Source organism: Streptomyces sp. C (assembly GCF_000158895.1).
GTDB classification, from domain to species: Bacteria; Actinomycetota; Actinomycetes; order Streptomycetales; family Streptomycetaceae; genus Streptomyces; species Streptomyces racemochromogenes.
The window spans coordinates 6,190,984-6,210,029 of the sequence record NZ_GG657750.1; the positions used below are offsets into that span (position 1 = coordinate 6,190,984).

The 19,046-nt window shown below is 72.0% G+C and carries 11 protein-coding genes and 1 riboswitch; of the genes, 7 read left to right on the top strand and 4 right to left on the bottom strand.

The features are described from left to right. Together SSNG_RS27865 and SSNG_RS27870 are read right to left on the bottom strand one after the other, a co-directional pair. The coding region (locus SSNG_RS27865) for a hypothetical protein (protein ID WP_007267272.1) at positions 1 to 715 on the bottom strand (715 nt) is incomplete at its 3' end. Positions 716 to 906: 191 nt separating this feature from the next. Beyond that, the gene (locus SSNG_RS27870) at positions 907 to 2,583 is read right to left on the bottom strand and encodes a PucR family transcriptional regulator ligand-binding domain-containing protein (protein ID WP_007267273.1); all 1,677 of its coding nucleotides are present in this window, start codon (positions 2,581 to 2,583) and stop codon (positions 907 to 909) included. 253 nt (positions 2,584 to 2,836) lie between these two features. Here SSNG_RS27870 and SSNG_RS27875 point away from each other — a divergent pair, with 253 nt between their 5' ends. The 7 genes from SSNG_RS27875 (at position 2,837) to SSNG_RS27905 (ending at position 12,495) form a co-directional block, all read left to right on the top strand. Beyond that, positions 2,837 to 3,730 (top strand): FAD binding domain-containing protein, encoded by an 894-nt coding sequence (locus SSNG_RS27875; RefSeq protein WP_007267274.1) that lies wholly within the window; start codon positions 2,837 to 2,839, stop codon positions 3,728 to 3,730. Between the two features lie 2 nt (positions 3,731 to 3,732). Further along, entirely contained in the window at positions 3,733 to 4,332 is a 600-nt protein-coding gene (locus SSNG_RS27880; RefSeq protein WP_007267275.1) for a (2Fe-2S)-binding protein, read from the top strand. Between the two features lie 2 nt (positions 4,333 to 4,334). Further along, entirely contained in the window at positions 4,335 to 6,734 is a 2,400-nt protein-coding gene (locus tag SSNG_RS27885; RefSeq protein WP_007267276.1) for a molybdopterin cofactor-binding domain-containing protein, read from the top strand. 331 nt (positions 6,735 to 7,065) lie between these two features. Then, positions 7,066 to 8,529 carry an NCS2 family permease gene (locus SSNG_RS27890; RefSeq protein WP_007267277.1) on the top strand — a complete coding sequence of 488 codons (1,464 nt, stop codon included), beginning with the start codon at positions 7,066 to 7,068 and terminating at the stop codon, positions 8,527 to 8,529. A 74-nt stretch (positions 8,530 to 8,603) separates the two neighbouring features. Then, on the top strand, positions 8,604 to 9,755 hold the full coding sequence (locus SSNG_RS27895) for an XdhC/CoxI family protein (RefSeq protein WP_007267278.1): 1,152 nt from the start codon (positions 8,604 to 8,606) through the stop codon (positions 9,753 to 9,755). A gap of 114 nt (positions 9,756 to 9,869) precedes the next feature. Further along, positions 9,870 to 11,135, top strand: coding sequence for a YncE family protein (locus SSNG_RS27900; RefSeq protein ID WP_007267279.1), 1,266 nt, complete (start codon positions 9,870 to 9,872; stop codon positions 11,133 to 11,135). A gap of 115 nt (positions 11,136 to 11,250) precedes the next feature. Next, entirely contained in the window at positions 11,251 to 12,495 is a 1,245-nt protein-coding gene (locus SSNG_RS27905) for a GNAT family N-acetyltransferase (RefSeq protein WP_042802071.1), read from the top strand. 16 nt (positions 12,496 to 12,511) lie between these two features. Here SSNG_RS27905 and SSNG_RS27910 read toward each other — a convergent pair whose 3' ends face one another. Together SSNG_RS27910 and cobN are read right to left on the bottom strand one after the other, a co-directional pair. Then, a complete protein-coding gene (locus SSNG_RS27910; protein ID WP_007267281.1) occupies positions 12,512 to 14,728 on the bottom strand; it encodes a hypothetical protein in 2,217 nt (738 codons plus the stop codon). A 147-nt stretch (positions 14,729 to 14,875) separates the two neighbouring features. Further along, positions 14,876 to 18,532, bottom strand: coding sequence for a cobaltochelatase subunit CobN (gene cobN / locus SSNG_RS27915; protein ID WP_042802073.1), 3,657 nt, complete (start codon positions 18,530 to 18,532; stop codon positions 14,876 to 14,878). Between the two features lie 30 nt (positions 18,533 to 18,562). After that, positions 18,563 to 18,721, bottom strand: a riboswitch (cobalamin riboswitch). Between the last annotated feature and the right edge of the window lie 325 nt (positions 18,722 to 19,046).

Consider the following 19,046-nt stretch of genomic DNA (forward strand, 5'->3'; position numbering starts at 1 on the left):
GCCGCCCAGGAGGTGGAACACGGCGGCGGGCCTCCGCGCGGAGCCGGGCGGCTTCCGGTTCCGGTTCGACCTCCGCCAGCGCCGCCAGCGCCGGCGCGGTGCCGACCAGGAAGCCCAGGTCCTCCCGGATCCGCAGGGACTCCGCGAAGCCCTTGCGGGCCTCGGCGACCTCGCCGTCCCGCAGCGCCAGCGCGGCCAGGTGCCGCCAGGTGAACGACAGCAGCAGGGTGTCCCCGTGCGCCACCGCCCCCGCGTGCGCGCGGTCGTACGCCGGCCGGGCCGCCTGCGGGGCGTCCGCCAGGTGCTCGGCGACCAGGCCCCGCCGGAAGTCCAGCAGCGGGCGCGTCCGCGATCCCGGGGACAGCAGCGCGGCCGCGCGGCCCAGCGCCGAGCGGGCCTCGTCGGCCCGGTCCCGTACGCCGAGCACGGTCGCCGCGTACGCCAGCTGGCCCCGCTCGCAGGCCGCCGCGCCCCGTTCGTCGTCGTCCCGGGCCACGGCCTCGGCCGCCCGCAGCGCGTCCTCCGCGTCCGACCAGCCCTGGCCGGTGAACAGGCACCGCTCCACCAGGAGCGCGGTGCGCTGCACCGCCGCTCCCGCGTCGTGCGCGTGCGGCGTCAGCAGGGCCGCCGCGTCCGTCCAACAGCCGCGCGAGCGCAGCCGCCATATCGCCCGCTGGAGGGGGTCGTCGCCCCCCGTTGATCCCGCACCGGACATGGCGGTATCCGCCACATTGCCCTCCCCGAAGCAACCAAGCAGCACGTCGTTGAGCCCTGGGGCGAAATGAGAGCACGGATCGGCTGCCTCGGCCAAGGGGTCGGGTGAACTCTTTCACAAAGTCCGGACGGCTCGTCAGCCGCCCTGCCCGGCCCCCTCCGTGGGGAGTGCGCAGATGGGAGGGCCCGGGGTCAGCTCATGCGCAGTGCCAGGAAGAAGTCCAGCTTGTCCTCCAGCCGCGAGAGGTCGCGCGCCGTCAGCTGCTCGATTCGCCCGACCCGGTAGCGCAGCGTGTTGACGTGCAGGTGCAGCCGGGTCGCGCAGCGGGTCCAGGAGCCGTCGCAGTCCAGGAACGCCTCCAGGGTCGGGATGAGCTCCGCCCGGTGCCGGCGGTCGTAGTCCCGCAGGGGGTCCAGCAGGCGGGCCGTGAAGGCGCGGCGGACGTCGTCCGGCACGAACGGCAGCAGCAGCACGTGCGAGGCCAGCTCGTGGTGGCCGGCGGCGCAGACCCGGCCGGGGCGGGCGGCGGCGACCCGGCGGGCGTGCCGGGCCTCCTCCAGCGCCCCGCGCAGCCCCTCGGCGGAGTGCACGGCCGCGCTGACGCCGAGGGTGAGCCGGCCGTCGTCGGCCAGGCCGGCCGCCAGCGGCTCCCGTACGGCCGCCAGGAGCGCGTCGGCGTGCAGGGCGGAGTCCGGGCCCTTGTCCTCCCCGGCGTCGCCGGAGAGCGCGGGCAGCGGCACCAGCGCGATGGCCTCGTCGCCGGCGTGGGCCACCGCGATCCGGTCGGACGGCTCCGGTCCGGACATCGACGGGTCGACCAGGATCTCCTCCAGCAGCGACTGCGCCACCGGGCCGCCGGGGATGTCCCCGCCGTCCCAGTCGACCCGCGCCACCACGACCTGCCAGTGCGGGGCCGTGCCGAGGCCGGGCAGCAGCACCGGGGCCGCCACCCGCAGGCGGGCGGCGATCTCGGCGGGCGGGGCGCCCGTCTGGACCAGCTCCAGGACCTCCTGCGCCAGCCGGCGGCGCACCGTGCGGGCCGCGTCACGGCGGTCCCGCTCGACCGCGATGAGCTGGGTGACGCCCTGGAGCAGGTCCAGTCGCTCCGCGGGCCAGTCGCCCGCGTCCGCCTCCACGGCCAGCAGCCAGTCCGACAGTACGCTCTCGCGCACGTCGCGGGTGGCCTGACCAGGGCCGCGGCCGTGTCCCCTGATCGGGAAGAGGGAGTACGTAATACCCTGGATGGACAGCCGGTGCGGGCCCCTGCGGCCCGTCCGGACCGCCGCGAGGTGTTCGCTCGCCAGCGTCGCGCAGATCCCCGGCGCCAGCGGCTCGCCCGCTCCGGCGATCTGCCGGCCGGTGGGGGAGAGCACCCAGGCCCGCAGATCGAGGTCCGTGGTGAGCAGATCCAGCACCACATCGGGTCCGCCGCCCGCGGGACCCGAGGTCATCAGACGCCGGTGGCGGTCCACGACCGCCGCGAGGTCGCCCGCACGCTCCCCGGAGACCTGCCGCACCACGTATTCCGTGATGGTGGCGAATGCAACGTCCTCGTTCACCGCGAAGAGCGGCAGCCGGTTGCGCACGCAGGCCGAAACCAGATCATCCGGGATGTCGCCCAGTTCCGCTTCGCCGGCCGCGAGGCCCGCCACTCCCGCGCTCGCGAGGATTCGTACGAATGGCTCGGAGTCGGCTGAATTTCTTCGCCATGCCAGGCCGGTGAGGACAAGTTCTCCCCCGGTCAGGTATCGGCTGGGATCCCTCAGGTCGGTCGTCATGACCCCGCGGACCGTCCGGTCGAGTTCTTCCTCGCCGCCCAGCAGCCGCAGCCCCAGCGCCTCGGTTTCCAGCAGTGCGCGCAGCCGCATGATGTCGCCGCCGATCTGTCTCGAATGTTGCCGTTGGAAATCGGGCAGGTCGTCGCATCCTGCCTTTCATACGAATCTACAAGACGAAGGAGGCCGCCAGCCAACTCCTTCATGGTTTCGGTGACTGCACCCGAGGGACACCGGGCTTGTGTACTGGCTCCACACCGCGTTAACAGCACGTGAACGACCAGTCGAGGGCCTTCAGCCTCCTGGCTTGAAGTGAACGACCCGATTAAGAAGAAGAGAGCCGCACATGGACTTCCTTCGCCCCGCCAGCTGGGAGGAGGCACTCGCCGCCAAGGCCGAGTACCCCACAGCTGTGCCGATTGCGGGTGGCACCGACATCATGGTCGAGATCAACTTCGACCACCGCCGTCCGGAATACCTCCTGGACCTCAACCGCATCGAACTGCTGCGGGAGTGGGAGGTCGGCGAGGAGGTCACCAAGCTCGGCGCCTCCGTCCCGTACACCCAGATCATGGAGAACCTGCGCGCGACGCTGCCGGGTCTCGCGCTCGCCTCGCACACGGTCGCGTCCCCGCAGATCCGCAACCGCGGCGGTGTCGGCGGCAACCTCGGTTGCGCCTCGCCCGCCGGTGACTCCCACCCCGCGCTGCTCGCCGCCGACTGCCACGTCGAGGTCGAGTCGGTGCGCGGCTCCCGCCTGATCCCGATCGACGAGTTCTACACCGGCGTGAAGCGCAACGCGCTCGCCGCCGACGAGCTCATCAAGACGGTCCACATCAAGAACGCCACGGGCCCGCAGCAGTACTCCAAGGTCGGCACCCGCAACGCGATGGTCATCGCCGTCTGCGGCTTCGGCATCGCGCTGCACCCCGACACCCGCACCGTGCGTACGGGTATCGCCTCGGCCGCCCCGACCCCGATCCGGGCGAAGGCCGCCGAGGAGTTCCTGAACGCCGCGCTCGAAGAGGGCGGCTTCTGGGACAACGGCAAGGTCATCACCCCGTCGATCGCCAAGCAGTTCGGTGAGCTCGCCTCCGCCTCGTGCAACCCGATCGACGACGTCCGCGGCACGGCGAAGTACCGCCGTCACGCGGTCGGCATCCTTGCTCGCCGCCAGCTCGTCTGGACCTGGGAGCAGTACCGCGGCACCAACGGCCGCTCGCTTGAAGGGGCTGCGTAACCATGCGCGTCAATTTCACTGTCAACGGCCGTCCGCAGGAAGCCGACGACGTCTGGGAGGGCGAGTCCCTCCTCTACGTCCTGCGTGAGCGCCTGGGCCTGCCCGGCTCCAAGAACGCGTGCGAGCAGGGCGAGTGCGGCTCCTGCACCGTCCGCCTCGACGGCGTGCCGGTCTGTTCCTGTCTGGTCGCGGCCGGTCAGGTCGAGGGCCGCGACGTCGTGACCGTCGAGGGCCTGGCGGACTTCGCCAAGCAGCGCGACGAGCACGGCCACGCCTGCGGCACCGGCGCGTGCGGCGGCGGCAAGGGCGTCTCCACGGACGAGGCCAAGCAGTGGTCCGCCAAGGGCACCGACTCCCAGACCGGTGAGGGCGGCGAGCTCTCCAACATCCAGCAGGCGTTCATCGACGCCGGCGCGGTCCAGTGCGGTTTCTGCACCCCGGGTCTGCTGGTCCAGGCCGACGCTCTCCTGGAGCAGAACGCCGACCCGTCCGACCAGGACATCCGTGAGGCCCTGTCCGGCAACCTCTGCCGCTGCACGGGCTACGAGAAGATCCTCGACGCGGTCCGCCTCGCGGCCGCCCGTCAGGGAGAGGCGGTCTGATCATGGCTCAGGACACCCGCACCGTCGGCACGCCGAAGAACGTCACCCAGAACCACACCAAGGGCGGCATCGGCGAGTCCACGCTCCGCCCGGACGGCACCCTCAAGGTCACCGGCGAGTTCGCGTACTCCTCGGACATGTGGCACGAGGACATGCTGTGGGGCCAGACCCTGCGCAGCACCGTCGCGCACGCCGAGATCGTCTCCATCGACATCTCCGAGGCCCTGGCCATGCCGGGCGTCTACTCGGTCCTGACGTACGACGACCTGCCGGCCGAGATGAAGAACTACGGCCTCGAGATCCAGGACACCCCGGTCCTGGCCAACGGCCGGGTACGCCACCACGGTGAGCCGGTGGCCCTCGTGGCCGCCGACCACCCGGAGACCGCCCGCCGCGCGGCCGCCAAGATCAAGATCGACTACCGGGAGCTGCCGCTCGTCACGGACGAGGCCTCCGCCCTCGCCGCCGACGCGCCGCTGATCCACGAGGGCCGCGACGACCACCACGCCGGTCACGTCCCGCACCCGAACATCGTGCACCGCCAGCCGATCATCCGCGGCAACGTGGAGGAGGCCCGCAAGCGGGCCGACGTGATCGTCGAGGGCGAGTACACCTTCGGCATGCAGGACCAGGCCTTCCTCGGCCCGGAGTCCGGCCTGGCCGTGCCCTCCGAGGACGGCGGCGTCGACCTGTACGTCGCCACCCAGTGGCTGCACTCGGACCTCCAGCAGATCGCCCCGGTCCTCGGCCTCCCGCCGGAGAAGGTCCGCATGACGCTCTCGGGCGTCGGCGGTGCCTTCGGCGGCCGCGAGGACATCTCGATGCAGATCCACGCCTGCCTCCTGGCCCTGGCCACGAACAAGCCGGTCAAGATCGTCTACAACCGGTTCGAGTCCTTCTTCGGCCACGTGCACCGTCACCCGGCGAAGCTGTACTACGAGCACGGCGCCACCAAGGACGGCAAGATCACGCACATGAAGTGCAAGATCGTGCTCGACGGCGGTGCCTACGCGTCTGCCTCCCCGGCCGTCGTCGGCAACGCGTCCTCCCTCTCGGTGGGCCCGTACGTCATCGACGACGTGGACATCGAGGCGATCGCGCTCTACACGAACAACCCGCCCTGCGGCGCGATGCGCGGCTTCGGCGCGGTCCAGGCCTGCTTCGCGTACGAGGCCCAGATGGACAAGCTCGCGGCGAAGCTGGGCATGGACCCGGTCGAGTTCCGCCAGCTGAACGCCATGGAGATGGGCACGATCATGCCCACCGGCCAGGTCGTGGACTCCCCGGCCCCGGTCGCCGAGCTGCTGCGCCGGGTCAAGGCCCGCCCGCTGCCGCCGGAGCGCCAGTGGGAGACCGCCGGCGAGAACGCGGACGTCCGCGCGCTGCCCGGTGGCCTCTCCAACACCACCCACGGCGAGGGCGTCGTCCGCGGCGTCGGCTACGCGGTCGGCATCAAGAACGTCGGCTTCTCCGAGGGCTTCGACGACTACTCCACCGCCCGCGTGCGCCTGGAGGTCATCAACGGCGAGCCCGTCGCCATGGTCCACACGGCCATGGCGGAGGTCGGCCAGGGCGGTGTCACCGTCCACGCGCAGATCGCCCGTACCGAGCTGGGCGTCACGCAGGTGACCATCCACCCGGCCGACACGCAGGTCGGCTCCGCCGGTTCCACGTCCGCCTCCCGGCAGACGTACATGACCGGTGGCGCCGTGAAGAACACCTGTGAGGCCGTCCGCGAGGCCGTCCTGGAGATCGGCCGCCGCAAGAACGGCTCCTACCACCCGGCGTGGGCGACCGCCGAGCTGCTCCTCGAGGGCGGCAAGGTCGTCACCGACGGCGGCGAGGTGCTCGCGGACCTGGCGGACATCCTGGAGGGCGAGGACGCGATCGACCTCGAACTCGAGTTCCGTCACCGCCCGACCGTCGCGTTCGACCTGAAGACCGGCCAGGGCGACGGCCACGTCCAGTACACCTTCGCCGCGCACCGCGCGGTCGTCGAGGTGGACACCGAGCTCGGCCTCGTCAAGGTCGTCGAGCTGGCGACCGCCCAGGACGTCGGCAAGGCGCTGAACATGCTCTCCGTGGTGGGCCAGATCCAGGGTGGTACCACCCAGGGTCTCGGCGTGGCGGTCATGGAAGAGATCATCGTGGACCCGAAGACCGCGAAGGTGCGCAACCCCTCCTTCACGGACTACCTGATCCCGACCATCCTCGACACCCCGACCATCCCGGTCGACGTCCTGGAGCTGGCCGACCCGAACGCGCCGTACGGCCTTCGCGGTCTCGGCGAGGCCCCGACCCTGTCGTCCACCCCGGCCGTCCTCGCGGCGATCCGGCAGGCGACCGGTCTGGAGCTCAACAAGACGCCGATCCGTCCGGAAGCCCTTACCGGGACCCTCTAGGACGCAGTGGTCCGGGGGCCGCCAGGCCCCCGGACCGCACCCCTCGGATTTCCGGGCGGTGTGACTCGGGAACGTCACACTTCACGCCGCACCGCCCGGAGCACGAAGTACGCGGTACCGCACCGCTCGCGGTCCCCGTCACTTGGCAGAACCCCTGCAAAAACCCCCACGTAGTACCAGCGGTCACCCCCGCACTACCCGCAGTACACGCAGTGCACATTCCGCGTCGCCTCGGGCCGTCACCCCGGGTCGTGCAGCCAACGCAGTTTCCCAAATCCCGCGTCTCCAATCTCCATGCGGGTGCCCCTTTGAACCTTGGGAGTTAGGCACCATGACCCAGTCGTCTGTGGAGCCCAAGACCACCGCGGAAGAGGCCGGCGACGGCACTCTGAACCCCGCTGGGCGTTCTTGGCTCGACCGTTACTTTCACATCACCCACAGAGGGTCGAACGTAGGCAATGAAGTCCGTGGCGGCGTCACGACCTTCATGGCCATGGCGTACATCCTCCTGCTCAACCCGCTGATCCTCTCCGGCAAGGACGTCGCCGGGGACACGATGAGCCAGAAGGCCCTGATCACGGCCACCGCCTTCGCCGCGGCCCTGACCACCCTCCTGATGGGCTTCATCGGCAAGGTCCCGCTGGTCCTCGCCGCCGGCCTGTCCGTCTCCGGCGTCCTGGCCTCGCAGGTCGCCCCGCAGATGACCTGGCCGCAGGCCATGGGCATGTGCGTCATGTACGGCGTCGTGATCTGTCTCCTGGTCGTCACCGGCCTCCGCGAGATGATCATGAACGCGATCCCCCTCGCGCTCAAGCACGCGATCACCATGGGCATCGGCATGTTCGTCGCCCTGATCGGTCTCGTGAAGGCCGGCTTCGTCGGCAAGGGCCCCGAGTTCGGTCCCCCGGTCCAGCTCGGTTCGGTCGGCGAGCTCGCCGGCTGGCCCGTCCTGCTCTTCTGCGTCACCCTGCTGGGCATCTTCATGCTCCAGGCCCGCAAGATCCCCGGCGCCATCCTGATCGGCATCGTCGGCGGCACCGTCCTCGCGGCGATCCTGAACGCCGTCATGGACATCGACCCGAAGGCCTGGAAGAACGGTCCGCCGACCCTCGACGGCTCCGCGATCTCGATGCCGGACTTCTCGCTCTTCGGCAAGGTCGAGTTCGGCGGCTGGGGCGACGTCGGCGTCATGACCGTCGGCATGATCGTCTTCACCCTGGTGCTCGCCGGCTTCTTCGACGCGATGGCCACCATCATCGGCGTCGGCACCGAGGCCAAGCTGGCCGACGACAAGGGCCGCATGCCGGGCCTGTCCAAGGCGCTGTTCATCGACGGTGCCGGTGGCGCCATCGGCGGCATCGCCGGCGGCTCCGGCCAGACGGTCTTCGTCGAGTCCGCCACCGGCGTCGGCGAGGGCGCCCGCACGGGTCTCGCCTCCGTCGTCAGCGGTCTGCTCTTCGCCGCCTGCCTCTTCTTCACCCCGATCACCCAGATCGTCCCGGGTGAGGTCGCCTCCGCGGCCCTGGTGATCATCGGCGCGATGATGATGCAGAACGCCCGCCACGTGGACTGGGCCGACGCCGCCACCGCCATCCCGGTCTTCCTGACCGTGGTGATCATGCCCTTCACCTACTCGATCACCCCCGGTGTCGCCGCCGGTGTGATCTCCTACGTGGCCATCAAGGTCGCGCAGGGCAAGGCCCGCGAGATCGGCGCCTTCATGTGGGTCCTGACCGGTGTCTTCCTGGTCTTCTTCGCCCTCCACCCCATCGAGGCGTGGCTCGGCGTCAAGTAGTAAGTCAGGTGGACGGCACCTGATCCTCCACGCATCCGATACTGGAATCCGAAACCTCTCCGAGGAGGCCGCACATGCTGGACATCGCCGAAGAACTGAACCGGTGGGTCGAGCAGGGACGTGACTTCGCCGTCGCCACCGTGGTGGCGGTCGGCGGGAGCGCTCCCCGGCAGCCCGGAGCCGCGCTCGCCGTCGACGGCGAGGGCACGGCCATCGGATCGGTCTCCGGCGGATGCGTGGAGGGCGCGGTGTACGAGTTGTGCCGGCAGGCGATCGAGGACGGCGAGACCGTGCGGGAACGCTTCGGCTACAGCGACGACGATGCCTTCGCCGTGGGTCTGACCTGCGGCGGGATCATCGACATCCTGGTCACCCCGGTCCCCGTGGGCTCCCCCCTGCGGGAGGTGCTCGCCACCGCGCTGCGTGCCGCCGCGCAGGGCGAGGCCGCCGCGCTGGCCCGGATCGCCGAAGGCCCGGCCGAGCTGACCGGCCGCGCCCTCGTGGTCCGCCCCGACGGCTCCTTCGAGGGCGGCTTCGGCGGCCACCCCGAGCTGGACCGCACCCTCGCCGAAGAGGCCCGCGCCATGCTCGACGCGGGGAAGACCGGCGTGCTGGAGATCGGCGCCGACGGCCGGCTCTGCGGAGAGCCGCTCAAGGTCCTGGTCGAGTCCAGCGTCCCGCCCCCGCGGATGATCGTCTTCGGTGCCATCGACTTCGCCTCCGCCCTGGTGCGGATCGGCAAGTTCCTCGGCTACCACGTGACGCTGTGCGACGCCCGGCCCGTCTTCGCGACGAAGAAGCGTTTCCCCGAGGCCGACGAGATCGTGGTCGACTGGCCGCACCGCTACCTGGAGACCGCCCGGGTCGACGGCCGGACCGTGCTCTGCGTCCTCACCCACGACGCCAAGTTCGACGTACCGCTCCTCGAACTGGCCCTCAAGCTCCCGGTCGCCTACGTCGGCGCCATGGGCTCCCGCCGCACCCACGAGGACCGCAACAAGCGGCTCCGCGAGGTCGGCGTCACCGAGCTCGAACTGGCCCGGCTGCGCTCCCCGATCGGCCTGGACCTCGGCGCCCGCTCGCCGGAGGAGACCGCGCTGTCCATCGCCGCCGAGATCGTCGCGAACCGGCGCGGCGGCAGCGGCGCCGCCCTCACCGGCGCGCACATCCCGATCCACCACGACACCTCGAACACGGTGATCGGCAGGATCGGCTCGGTCGCCTGAAGGGGCGCCCCCTGACATGAGCGAAGGCGCGACCCTCCCGGGGGTTGCGCCTTCTGCACGTCCCGCCTATTTTACCGGCCGGTAACAGCGCTTCCCCGTATCGGAGTTGAGCGGATGTCCCGGACCCGTCACACCCCCGCACGCGCCCTCCGCCTGACGTGCGCCCTCGCGCTGGCGGGCCTCGCGGCCACCCTCGGCCCCGCCTCGCGGGCGGCGACCCCGCCGGACGGCGGCCTGCAGGAGGTGCTCTTCGTCGGCAACAACTGGGAGGGCACCGCCGACGTCCTCGCCTCCACCGGCGACCTCGCCCGCGTCGGCCGGATCAACGTCGTCCCCGACAAGGAGGAACGCCTGCGCGAGATCTACCTCAACCCCGTCAAGCTCGGCTTCTTCCTCGGCATCCGCGCCACGGCCGGCGAGGGCCACGACCAGTTCGTCGACGACATGTACACCACCCCCGACGGCTCCGCCGTCGTGGTCTCCCGCCCCAGCTTCGCCGACGTCGTCTCCATCGACCTGCGCACCGGCCGGATCAACTGGCGCTTCCCGGTCGCCGGTTACCGCTCCGACCACATGGCCGTCTCGCCCGACGGCACCCGCGTCGCCGTCTCCGCCTCCACGGCCAACACCGTCCACGTCCTCGACATCGCCACCGGACGGCAGACCGGATCCTTCACCACCGGCGACAAACCCCACGAGAACACCTTCACCCAGGGCGGCCGGTACCTCTGGAACAGCGCCATCGGCGACGTCACCTCCGCCCTCGACGCGTCCTGGCTCGACTGGACCAAGGGCGACCGGAAGATCACCGTCGTCGACACGCAGACCTTCCGCACCGTCCGCGTCATCGACATGCGCGAACGCCTCGACGCCTTCGGCCGCAAAGACCTCTCCGACGCCGTACGGCCGGTCTCCTTCAGCCCCGACGAGACCAAGCTCTACTTCCAGGTCTCCTTCTTCAACGGGTTCGTCGAGTACGACGTCCCCTCCGACCGGATCACCCGCGTCAAGACCCTCCCCGAGAACCCCGCCACCCCCGCCGACCGCACCAAGTGGGTCAACGACTCCCGCCACCACGGCATGTCCATGAGCCCCGACGGGACCAAGCTCTGCGTCGCCGGCACCATGGACGACTACGCCACCGTCGTCGACCGCGCCACCCTCGCCGAAGGACCGCTCGTCCCCGCCGCCAAGCCCTACTGGGCCACCGTCAACGGCGACGGCACCGCCTGCGTCATCTCCGAGAGCGGCGCCGACCGCGTCACCGCCATCGACTTCGCCACCGGAACCACCCGCGTCTCCGTCCCCGTCGGCGACCACCCCCAACGGGTACGAATCGGTCACGTCCCGGCCAGCTGGAGCGGCCCCGTCACCCGCTGAGGCCCCCCGCCGACAAGCCCGGACACCGGCCGGACCCGGCAGCGGGACCGGCCGGACGGGCAGATCCGGCCAATATGGTGTGAGCGGTCCGCGATGACCGATTAGTCTCCGGATCATGGTGGACATCCGCGAGGTACCCGAAGCCGACATCGACCGCGCTCAGGAGCTCGCCTACCTGGTCTTCCACGACCGCCCGGAACCGGAGACACGCGAACGGCACCACTCCCTCCTCGCCCGCTGCGCCCGCCTCGGCGCCTACGACGGCGACGCACTGGTCGGCTTCATGGCCGCCCACCCCTTCCGCCTCTCCGTGCCCGGCGGCACCGACCTCGCCAGCCCCGGCCTCACCTTCGTCTCCGTCGCCCCCACCCACCGCCGCCGCGGCGTCCTGACCGCCCTCATGGACGAACAACTGCGCCGCGCCGGCGCCGACGGCAGCCCCCTCGTCGTCCTGTGGGCCTCCGAAGCCGCCATCTACGGCCGCTTCGGCTACGGCGCCGCCACCCAGGGCGCCACCATCGAGATCGACTCCACCCGGCCCCTCGCCCTGCGCATCGACCCCGACCCGCGCCCCCTGCGGCTGGTCGACCCCGACGAGGTCCCCACCGTCATCGCCCCCTTCCACGAGGCCGCCCGCCGGACCCGGGCCGGCAGGCCGAGCCGGAGCCCGGAGCGCTGGGCCGAGGAATGGCTCTGCGAACAGGACGAGGAGGACGAGGAGCTGGGCCCGCCCAGGATCATCGCCCTCGGGGAGCCGGGGGAACCCGTGGCGGGCTACGTCCTCTACCGCACGAAGCACGAGGACGACGGGGCGCCGCAGCCGCCCGCCCGCGGCCCGGGCCTCGTCCGCGTCGACGAACTGGAGGCCGAGACCCCGGCCGTCGCCGCCGCGCTGTGGCAGTGCCTGGCCTCCCTCGACCTGACCGGCAAGGTGTCCGCGTGGGGCCGCCCCCCGGACGACCCGCTGCTGCACTTCGCCGCCGACCGGGACCAGGTCCGCGTCACCGCCCAGTACCCGGCGCTGTGGCTGCGCCTCGTCGACGTACGGGCCGCGCTCACCGGGCGGTCGTGGGCCGCGCCCGTGGAACTCGTCCTGGACCTGTCCGACGCCCGCCTGCCCGCCAACGCCGGCCGGTTCCGGCTCAAGGCCGGGCCCGGCGGGGCGACGTACGAGACCGCCCGCGCGGAACCCGACCTGTCCCTGGACGTCCGGGAGCTGGCCGCCTGCTACCTGGGCGGGACCCGGGTGGAGGAACTCGTCGCCGCCGGGCTGGTCGCCGAACACCGGCCCGGCACGGCGGCCGCCCTCGACGCGGCGCTGCGCACCGGGCCGCTGCCGCACACGTCCGACGAGTTCTAGCGCCTTCCAGCGTCTTCTAGCGTCCCGGAATCCGGGCCGCCGCCATGCCGAAGCCGCTACTCAGGACGAGCGCGGACAGGGCGTCGACCGGCGGCCGCAGGTCCTCGTCCCGGTAGCGGCGGGTCGTCCGGTGCCAGTGCAGGACCCCGGCGAGCCAGTCCCGGAGCCCGCCGACGTACGCGTCGAGCCCGGCCCGCGCCCCGGCGTCGAGCCGCCAGTCGTCGCAGAGCACGGGCAGCTGTTCCGCGGCGACGTGCTGGAACTCCTCGACGCGCCGCACCAGCAGGGAGTGGCAGATGCGCAGGGCCTCGGGGTAGCCGATGTCGAAGAAGTTCCGCGTGACGAGGACGTGGTTGTGCACCTCGCCCTCGAACTCGACCTCCTTCCGGTAGGAGAAGATGTCGTTCACGAGACACCCGGCGTCGGCCGCCGCGTTCTCCAGCGACCGGATGGTGCCCGACCGGTAGAGCTCGTCGGGGATGCCCCGGCCCTCCTGCCCCAGCCGGCACATGTACATGGTCATCCGGGAGCCGAACGTGAGGCGGCGCATCTCGGCGTAGTCCACCGGGTCGGGGACGCGGCGGTGGAACTGGTTCTCCACCTCCCACACCCAGCTCTCCAGCATCTCCACCATCGTCGCCCGGAACTCCGCGCGGCCGGCCGCGCCCATGCCGCGGACGGTGCGCGCCCACAGGTCGGCGAGCCCCCGTTCCAGCACGGTCACCGGCGCCGGCCCCGCCTCGCCGGCCTGCGACGGCATCATCGCGACCAGCCGCGCGGTGGCCGCCTTGGCGGCCGCGATGTCGCCGGTCCGCCCGAACACCACGGGGTAGTAGTCGTCCGCGTACGTCCCCCAGGTCAGCCAGCACGCGTTGAGCAGCAGCGCCCCGGCGGTCGCGTCGGGGGCGATGGCGGCCGAGCAGAGCGCGAAGTCGTAGCCGCGCACCTTCTGTTCGTCCCAGATCGCCGACCCCGGGTCCCCGGGCCGGGCGTCCAGCAGCCCCGTCCGCCGCGCCCACGACAGCGAACCCTCGCGGGCGTGGTCCAGGTGCGGGCTCAGGCGCAGCTCGTAGGGCATCCGGATGTCGGGGAGGAGCAGCGGGCCGGTCTTCTGGTGCGGGACGTGGGTGAAGGAGCGGCGGCGCAGCTCCATCGAGCGGCGGGTGAAGGCGGAGCGCAGGTCGAAGGCGCTGGTGCCGAGTCCGGTGGGGAGGAAGGGCAGGGTCGTCCGGCCGGTGGCCCGGGCTCCTTCGTTCATGTACCGGCTGGAGGCCATGTGCCATTCGTGGCCGCCGGACTGCCAGTCCTGCAGGCCCTTGGTGTAGGCGAGGACGGCGGCGATCTCGGCGGGCGCCAGGGCGTGTTCGGCGAAGAGGCGGGGGAGTTCGGTGAGCGCGGTCTGCTCGAACTGCTGGAGCCGGGAGGTGATCAGGTCGTTGGAGATCTCCGCGGCCTGCTGGGTGGTGCAGCCGAGGAAGGTCTCCAGGACCAGGACCGCGTTGGAGAGTTCGCCCTCGTCCTCCACCTCGCGCTGGTAGGAGAAGAGGTCGTTCCTGATGTGGACGGCGTCGGAGAAGGCGTCGCGCAGGACGCCCAGCGGCCGCGAGTGCGCCACCCGCGCCGGCACCTCGGCGGCCACGTACTCGACCAGGCCGGCCGACCAGGGGGCCCCGCCGACCTTGCGGCGCATCTCGATGTACTCCAGGGGGTTCGCGACCCGGCCGATGCCGATGTTGGCGAGCTCCCACATGGACTCGTCGAGCAGGTTCTTCGTGGAGAGGGAGAACCGTTCCCGCCAGTCCGCCGACATGGCCGGGACCGTACGCGCCCACAGGTCGGCGAGCCCGGCCTCGACGGGGTTGACGGCCTCGGGGAAACCTTCCGCCAGGTCCATCGGCATGAAGGCCGGCAGCCGGTCCAGGTAGGCCTTGGCGCCGGCCCGATCCCGGGAGCGCTTGAACGTCTCCAGGAAGTGGTCGTCGAAGAAGAACACCCACACGTACCAGTCGGTGACCAGGGACAGCGCCTCGGCGTCGCAGTCGGGGTGCGTGTACGAGCACAGCAGCGCGTAGTCGTGCGAGTCGAGGTCCGACTCCTCCCACACGCCGGAGCCCTCCAGCATCCCGAAGGACCGCGCCCACCGCTTGCTGTGCGCCCTGGCCTCCTCCAGGTGGGGGTTGAGGCGCGCCGGGTACGGCACGTAGAACTCCGGCAGTCGGAACGGCTGCGTCACGGCGGGCCGGCCTTTCGTCAAGGTGCGGGGGCAGGCGTTCCGGCCCCCGCACGAGATCAGCACTGCCCTACCCGCGGCGTCGCCCGGACAAGGGGGAGTTCACCGCTTCAGGTGACGGCCGCACTGGTGTGCGGCGGCCCGGGCCGACTACTCGGCCTCGCCCTCCAGGTTGCCCTCCGTGTCCAGGTAGACCTGGCGCAGCGCTTCGAGGACCTGCGGGTCCGGCTTCTCCCACATGCCGCGGGACTCGGCCTCCAGGAGGCGTTCCGCGATGCCGTGGAGGGCCCACGGGTTGGCCTCCTCCAGGAAGGCGCGGTTGGCCGGGTCGAGGACGTACGTCTCCGTCAGCTTGTCGTACATCCAGTCCGCGACCACGCCCGTCGTGGCGTCGTAGCCGAAGAGGTAGTCGACCGTCGCCGCCAGTTCGAAGGCGCCCTTGTAGCCGTGGCGGCGCATCGCCTCGATCCACTTGGGGTTGACCACGCGGGCGCGGAAGACGCGGGAGGTCTCCTCGACCAGGGTGCGGGTCTTGACCGTCTCCGGGCGGGTGGAGTCGCCGATGTACGCCTCGGGGGCCGTGCCGCGCAGGGCGCGGACGGTGGCCACCATGCCGCCGTGGTACTGGAAGTAGTCGTCGGAGTCGGCGATGTCGTGCTCGCGGGTGTCCGTGTTCTTCGCCGCGACGGTGATGCGCTTGTACGCCGTCTCCATCTCGGTGCGCGCCGGACGGCCCTCCAGGCCGCGGCCGTACGCGTAGCCGCCCCAGACCGTGTAGACCTCCGCCAGGTCGGCGTCCGTACGCCAGTCGCGGGAGTCGATCAGCTGGAGGATGCCCGCGCCGTAGGTGCCGGGGCGGGAGCCGAAGATGCGGGTGGTGGCCCTGCGCTCGTCGCCGTGGGCGGCCAGGTCGGCCTGGGCGTGGGCCCGGACGAAGTTCGCCTCCGCGGGCTCCTCCAGCGAGGCCGCCAGCCGCACCGCGTCGTCCAGGAGGCCGATGACGTGCGGGAACGCGTCACGGAAGAAGCCCGAGATGCGGAGCGTCACGTCGATGCGGGGGCGGCCGAGTTCGTCCAGGGGGATCGCCTCGACGCCGGTGACGCGGCGCGAGGCCTCGTCCCAGACCGGGCGGACGCCGAGCAGCGCGAGGGCCTCGGCGACGTCGTCGCCGGCCGTGCGCATCGCGCTCGTGCCCCAGAGGGAGAGCCCGACGGAGGCCGGCCATTCGCCGTCGTGGTCGGTGCGGTAGCGGGTCAGGAGCGAGTCCGCGAGGGCCTGGCCCGTCTCCCACGCCAGCCGGGAGGGCACGGCCTTCGGGTCGACCGAGTAGAAGTTGCGGCCCGTCGGCAGGACGTTGACCAGGCCGCGCAGCGGGGAGCCCGACGGGCCGGCCGGGACGAAGCCGCCGTCCAGGGCCCGCACGACGTGGGCGATCTCGTCCGTGGTGCCGGCCAGGCGCGGGACGACCTCGTTCGCCGCGAAGGCGAGGATGTCGGAGACGGCCTGCGGGTGGCCCGCGGCGACCGAGGACACCGCCGCCGGGTCCCAGCCCGCGTCCTCCATCGCCTGGACCAGCGCGCGGGCCGTCTCCTCGACGGTGTCCGCCGCGGTGCGGGTCGCCGCCGACTCGTCGAGGCCGAGGGCCTCGCGCAGACCGGGCAGGGCGGAGGTGCCGCCCCAGATCTGACGGGCCCGCAGGATGGAGAGGACCAGGTTGACCCGGGCCCCACCGGTCGGGGCGCCGCCGAGGACGTGCAGGCCGTCACGGATCTGGGCGTCCTTGACCTCGCACAGCCAGCCGTCGACGTGCAACAGGAAGTCGTCGAAGCCGTCGTCGTCCGGGCGCTCCTCCAGACCCAGGTCGTGGTCCAGCTTCGCCGCCTGGATCAGCGTCCAGATCTGGGCGCGGATCGCCGGGAGCTTCGACGGGTCCATCGAGCTGATCTGGGCGTACTCGTCCAGGTGCTGCTCCAGGCGCGCGATGTCGCCGTACGACTCGGCGCGGGCCATCGGCGGCACCAGGTGGTCGACCAGGGTGGCGTGCACGCGGCGCTTGGCCTGCGTGCCCTCGCCCGGGTCGTTCACCAGGAACGGGTACACCAGGGGCAGGTCGCCGAGGGCCGCGTCCGGGGCACAGGACGCGGACAGGCCGGCGTTCTTGCCCGGCAGCCACTCCAGGTTGCCGTGCTTGCCCAGGTGGATCATCGCGTCGGCGCCGAAGCCGCCGTCCTCGGACGCCGCCTGGATCCAGCGGTACGCGGCCAGGTAGTGGTGCGAGGGCGGCAGGTCCGGGTCGTGGTAGATCGCGATCGGGTTCTCGCCGAAGCCGCGCGGCGGCTGGATGAGGATCAGGAGGTTCCCGCGGCGCAGGGCCGCGAGGACGATGTCGCCGTCCGGGTTCGAGGAGCGGTCCACGAACATGTTGCCCGGCGCCTCGCCCCAGTGCTCCTCGACGCTCTCGCGCAGCTCGGCGGGGAGTTCGGCGAACCAGCGCCGGTAGTCGGCGGCCGGGATGCGGACCGGGTTGCGGGCCAGCTGCTCCTCGGTCAGCCAGTCCTGGTCGTGGCCGCCGGCCTCGATCAGGGCGCGGATCAGCTCGTCGCCGTCGCCGGACACCAGACCGGGGATCTCGGCCGCGGGGCCGAAGTCGTAGCCGTGGGAGATGAGGGTGCGCAGCAGCTCCACGGCGCTGGCCGGGGTGTCCAGACCGACGGCGTTGCCGATGCGGGAGTGCTTCGTCGGGTACGCGGAGAGGACCAGGGCGATCCTCTTGTCGCGGCGCTCGATGTGCCGCAGGCGGGCGTGGCGCACCGCGATGCCGGCGACGCGGGCGGCCCGCTCGGCGTCGGCCACGTACGCGGGCAGGCCGTCCTCGTCGATCTCCTTGAAGGAGAACGGAACGGTGATCAGACGGCCGTCGAACTCGGGGACGGCGACCTGGGTGGCGGCGTCGAGCGGCGACAGGCCCTCGTCGTTCTCCTCCCAGGTGCCCCGCGAACCCGTCAGGCAGAGCGCCTGCAGGATCGGCACGTTCAGGGAGGCGAGCGCGCCCGCGTCCCAGGACTCGTCGTCCCCGCCGGCGGAGGCCGTCGCGGGGCGGGTGCCGCCGGCCGCGAGGACCGTGGTGACGATCGCGTCGACGGAGGACAGGGCCTGGAGGAGCTCCGGCTCCGGGGTGCGCAGCGAGGAGACGTACAGGGGGAGCGGCTGCCCGCCCTTGGCCTCGATGGCGTCGCAGAGGGCGTGCACGAAGGCGGTGTTGCCGCTCATCTGGTGCGCCCGGTAGTACAGCACCGCGACCTGCGGGCCGGTCTGCGGGCCGGTCTGTGCGCCGGTCTGCGCGCCGGCCGCCTCCGAGGCGGGGCGCTCCAGGGCGCCCCAGGTGGGGGAGGCGGCGGCGGGCTCGAAGCCGTGCCCGGTGAGCAGCACGGTGTCGGAGAGGAAGCGGGCCAGCTGTTCGAGGTTGGCCGGGCCGCCGTGCGCGAGGTAGCGGTGGGCCTCGGCGGCGATGCCGATCGGGACCGTGGAGGCCTCCATCAGCTGCGCGTCGGGGGCCTGTTCGCCGGTCAGCACGACCACCGGGCGGGTCTGGCCGGCGGCGAGGAGCACGTCCAGGCCCTCCTGCCAGGCGCGGAGGCCGCCGAGGAGGCGTACGACGACCAGCCCGACCCCGTCGAGCAGACCGGGCAGGTCGTCCAGGGGGAGGCGGGAGGGGTTCGCGAACCGGTACGGCACGGGGCCGCCGGCGACGTTCGCGGCGCGGGCGCTGAGCAGATCGGTGTCGGACGTCGACAGCAGCAGGATCATGCGGCGGCAGGCCTTCCTCGGGGTTTCCGCGCCCCGGGCAGTGAGGACGGCGGGAGTTCCTGACTCACCCGGCCGATCGCTCCGCGGGGTTCACAGTGGCGGGACCGCGCCGGAATCGCACCGGGCTTCCTCCCATGTCGCCGTCCTCGGCGATGACGGGCCGAACGGTCCGTCGGAAGGTCATCTTATGCGGCCTTTTCCCTGGCCGGGAGAGGGGGTGGGCGGGGTGGCGCCGCGTGGGCCGGGTGGTGTGGGTGGGGCCGCTGCGCGGGCCGCTCCCCGCGGCGCCCTTCGCCCGTTCCCCGGGGCTCCGCCCCGGGCCCGCTTCCGGGCTGCTTTTTCGGTTCTGTCTCCGGGCTGTGCTCCGGGCCTGTTTCCGGGCTGTGCTCCGGGCCCGCTTCCGGGCTGCGCTTCGAAAAAAGCAAGCGGGCTGTGCCCTGGGCCTGTTTTTGGGCTGCGCTCCGGGTCTGCTTGCGGGCTGTGCCCTGGGCCTGTTTCCGGGTTGCGCCTCGGG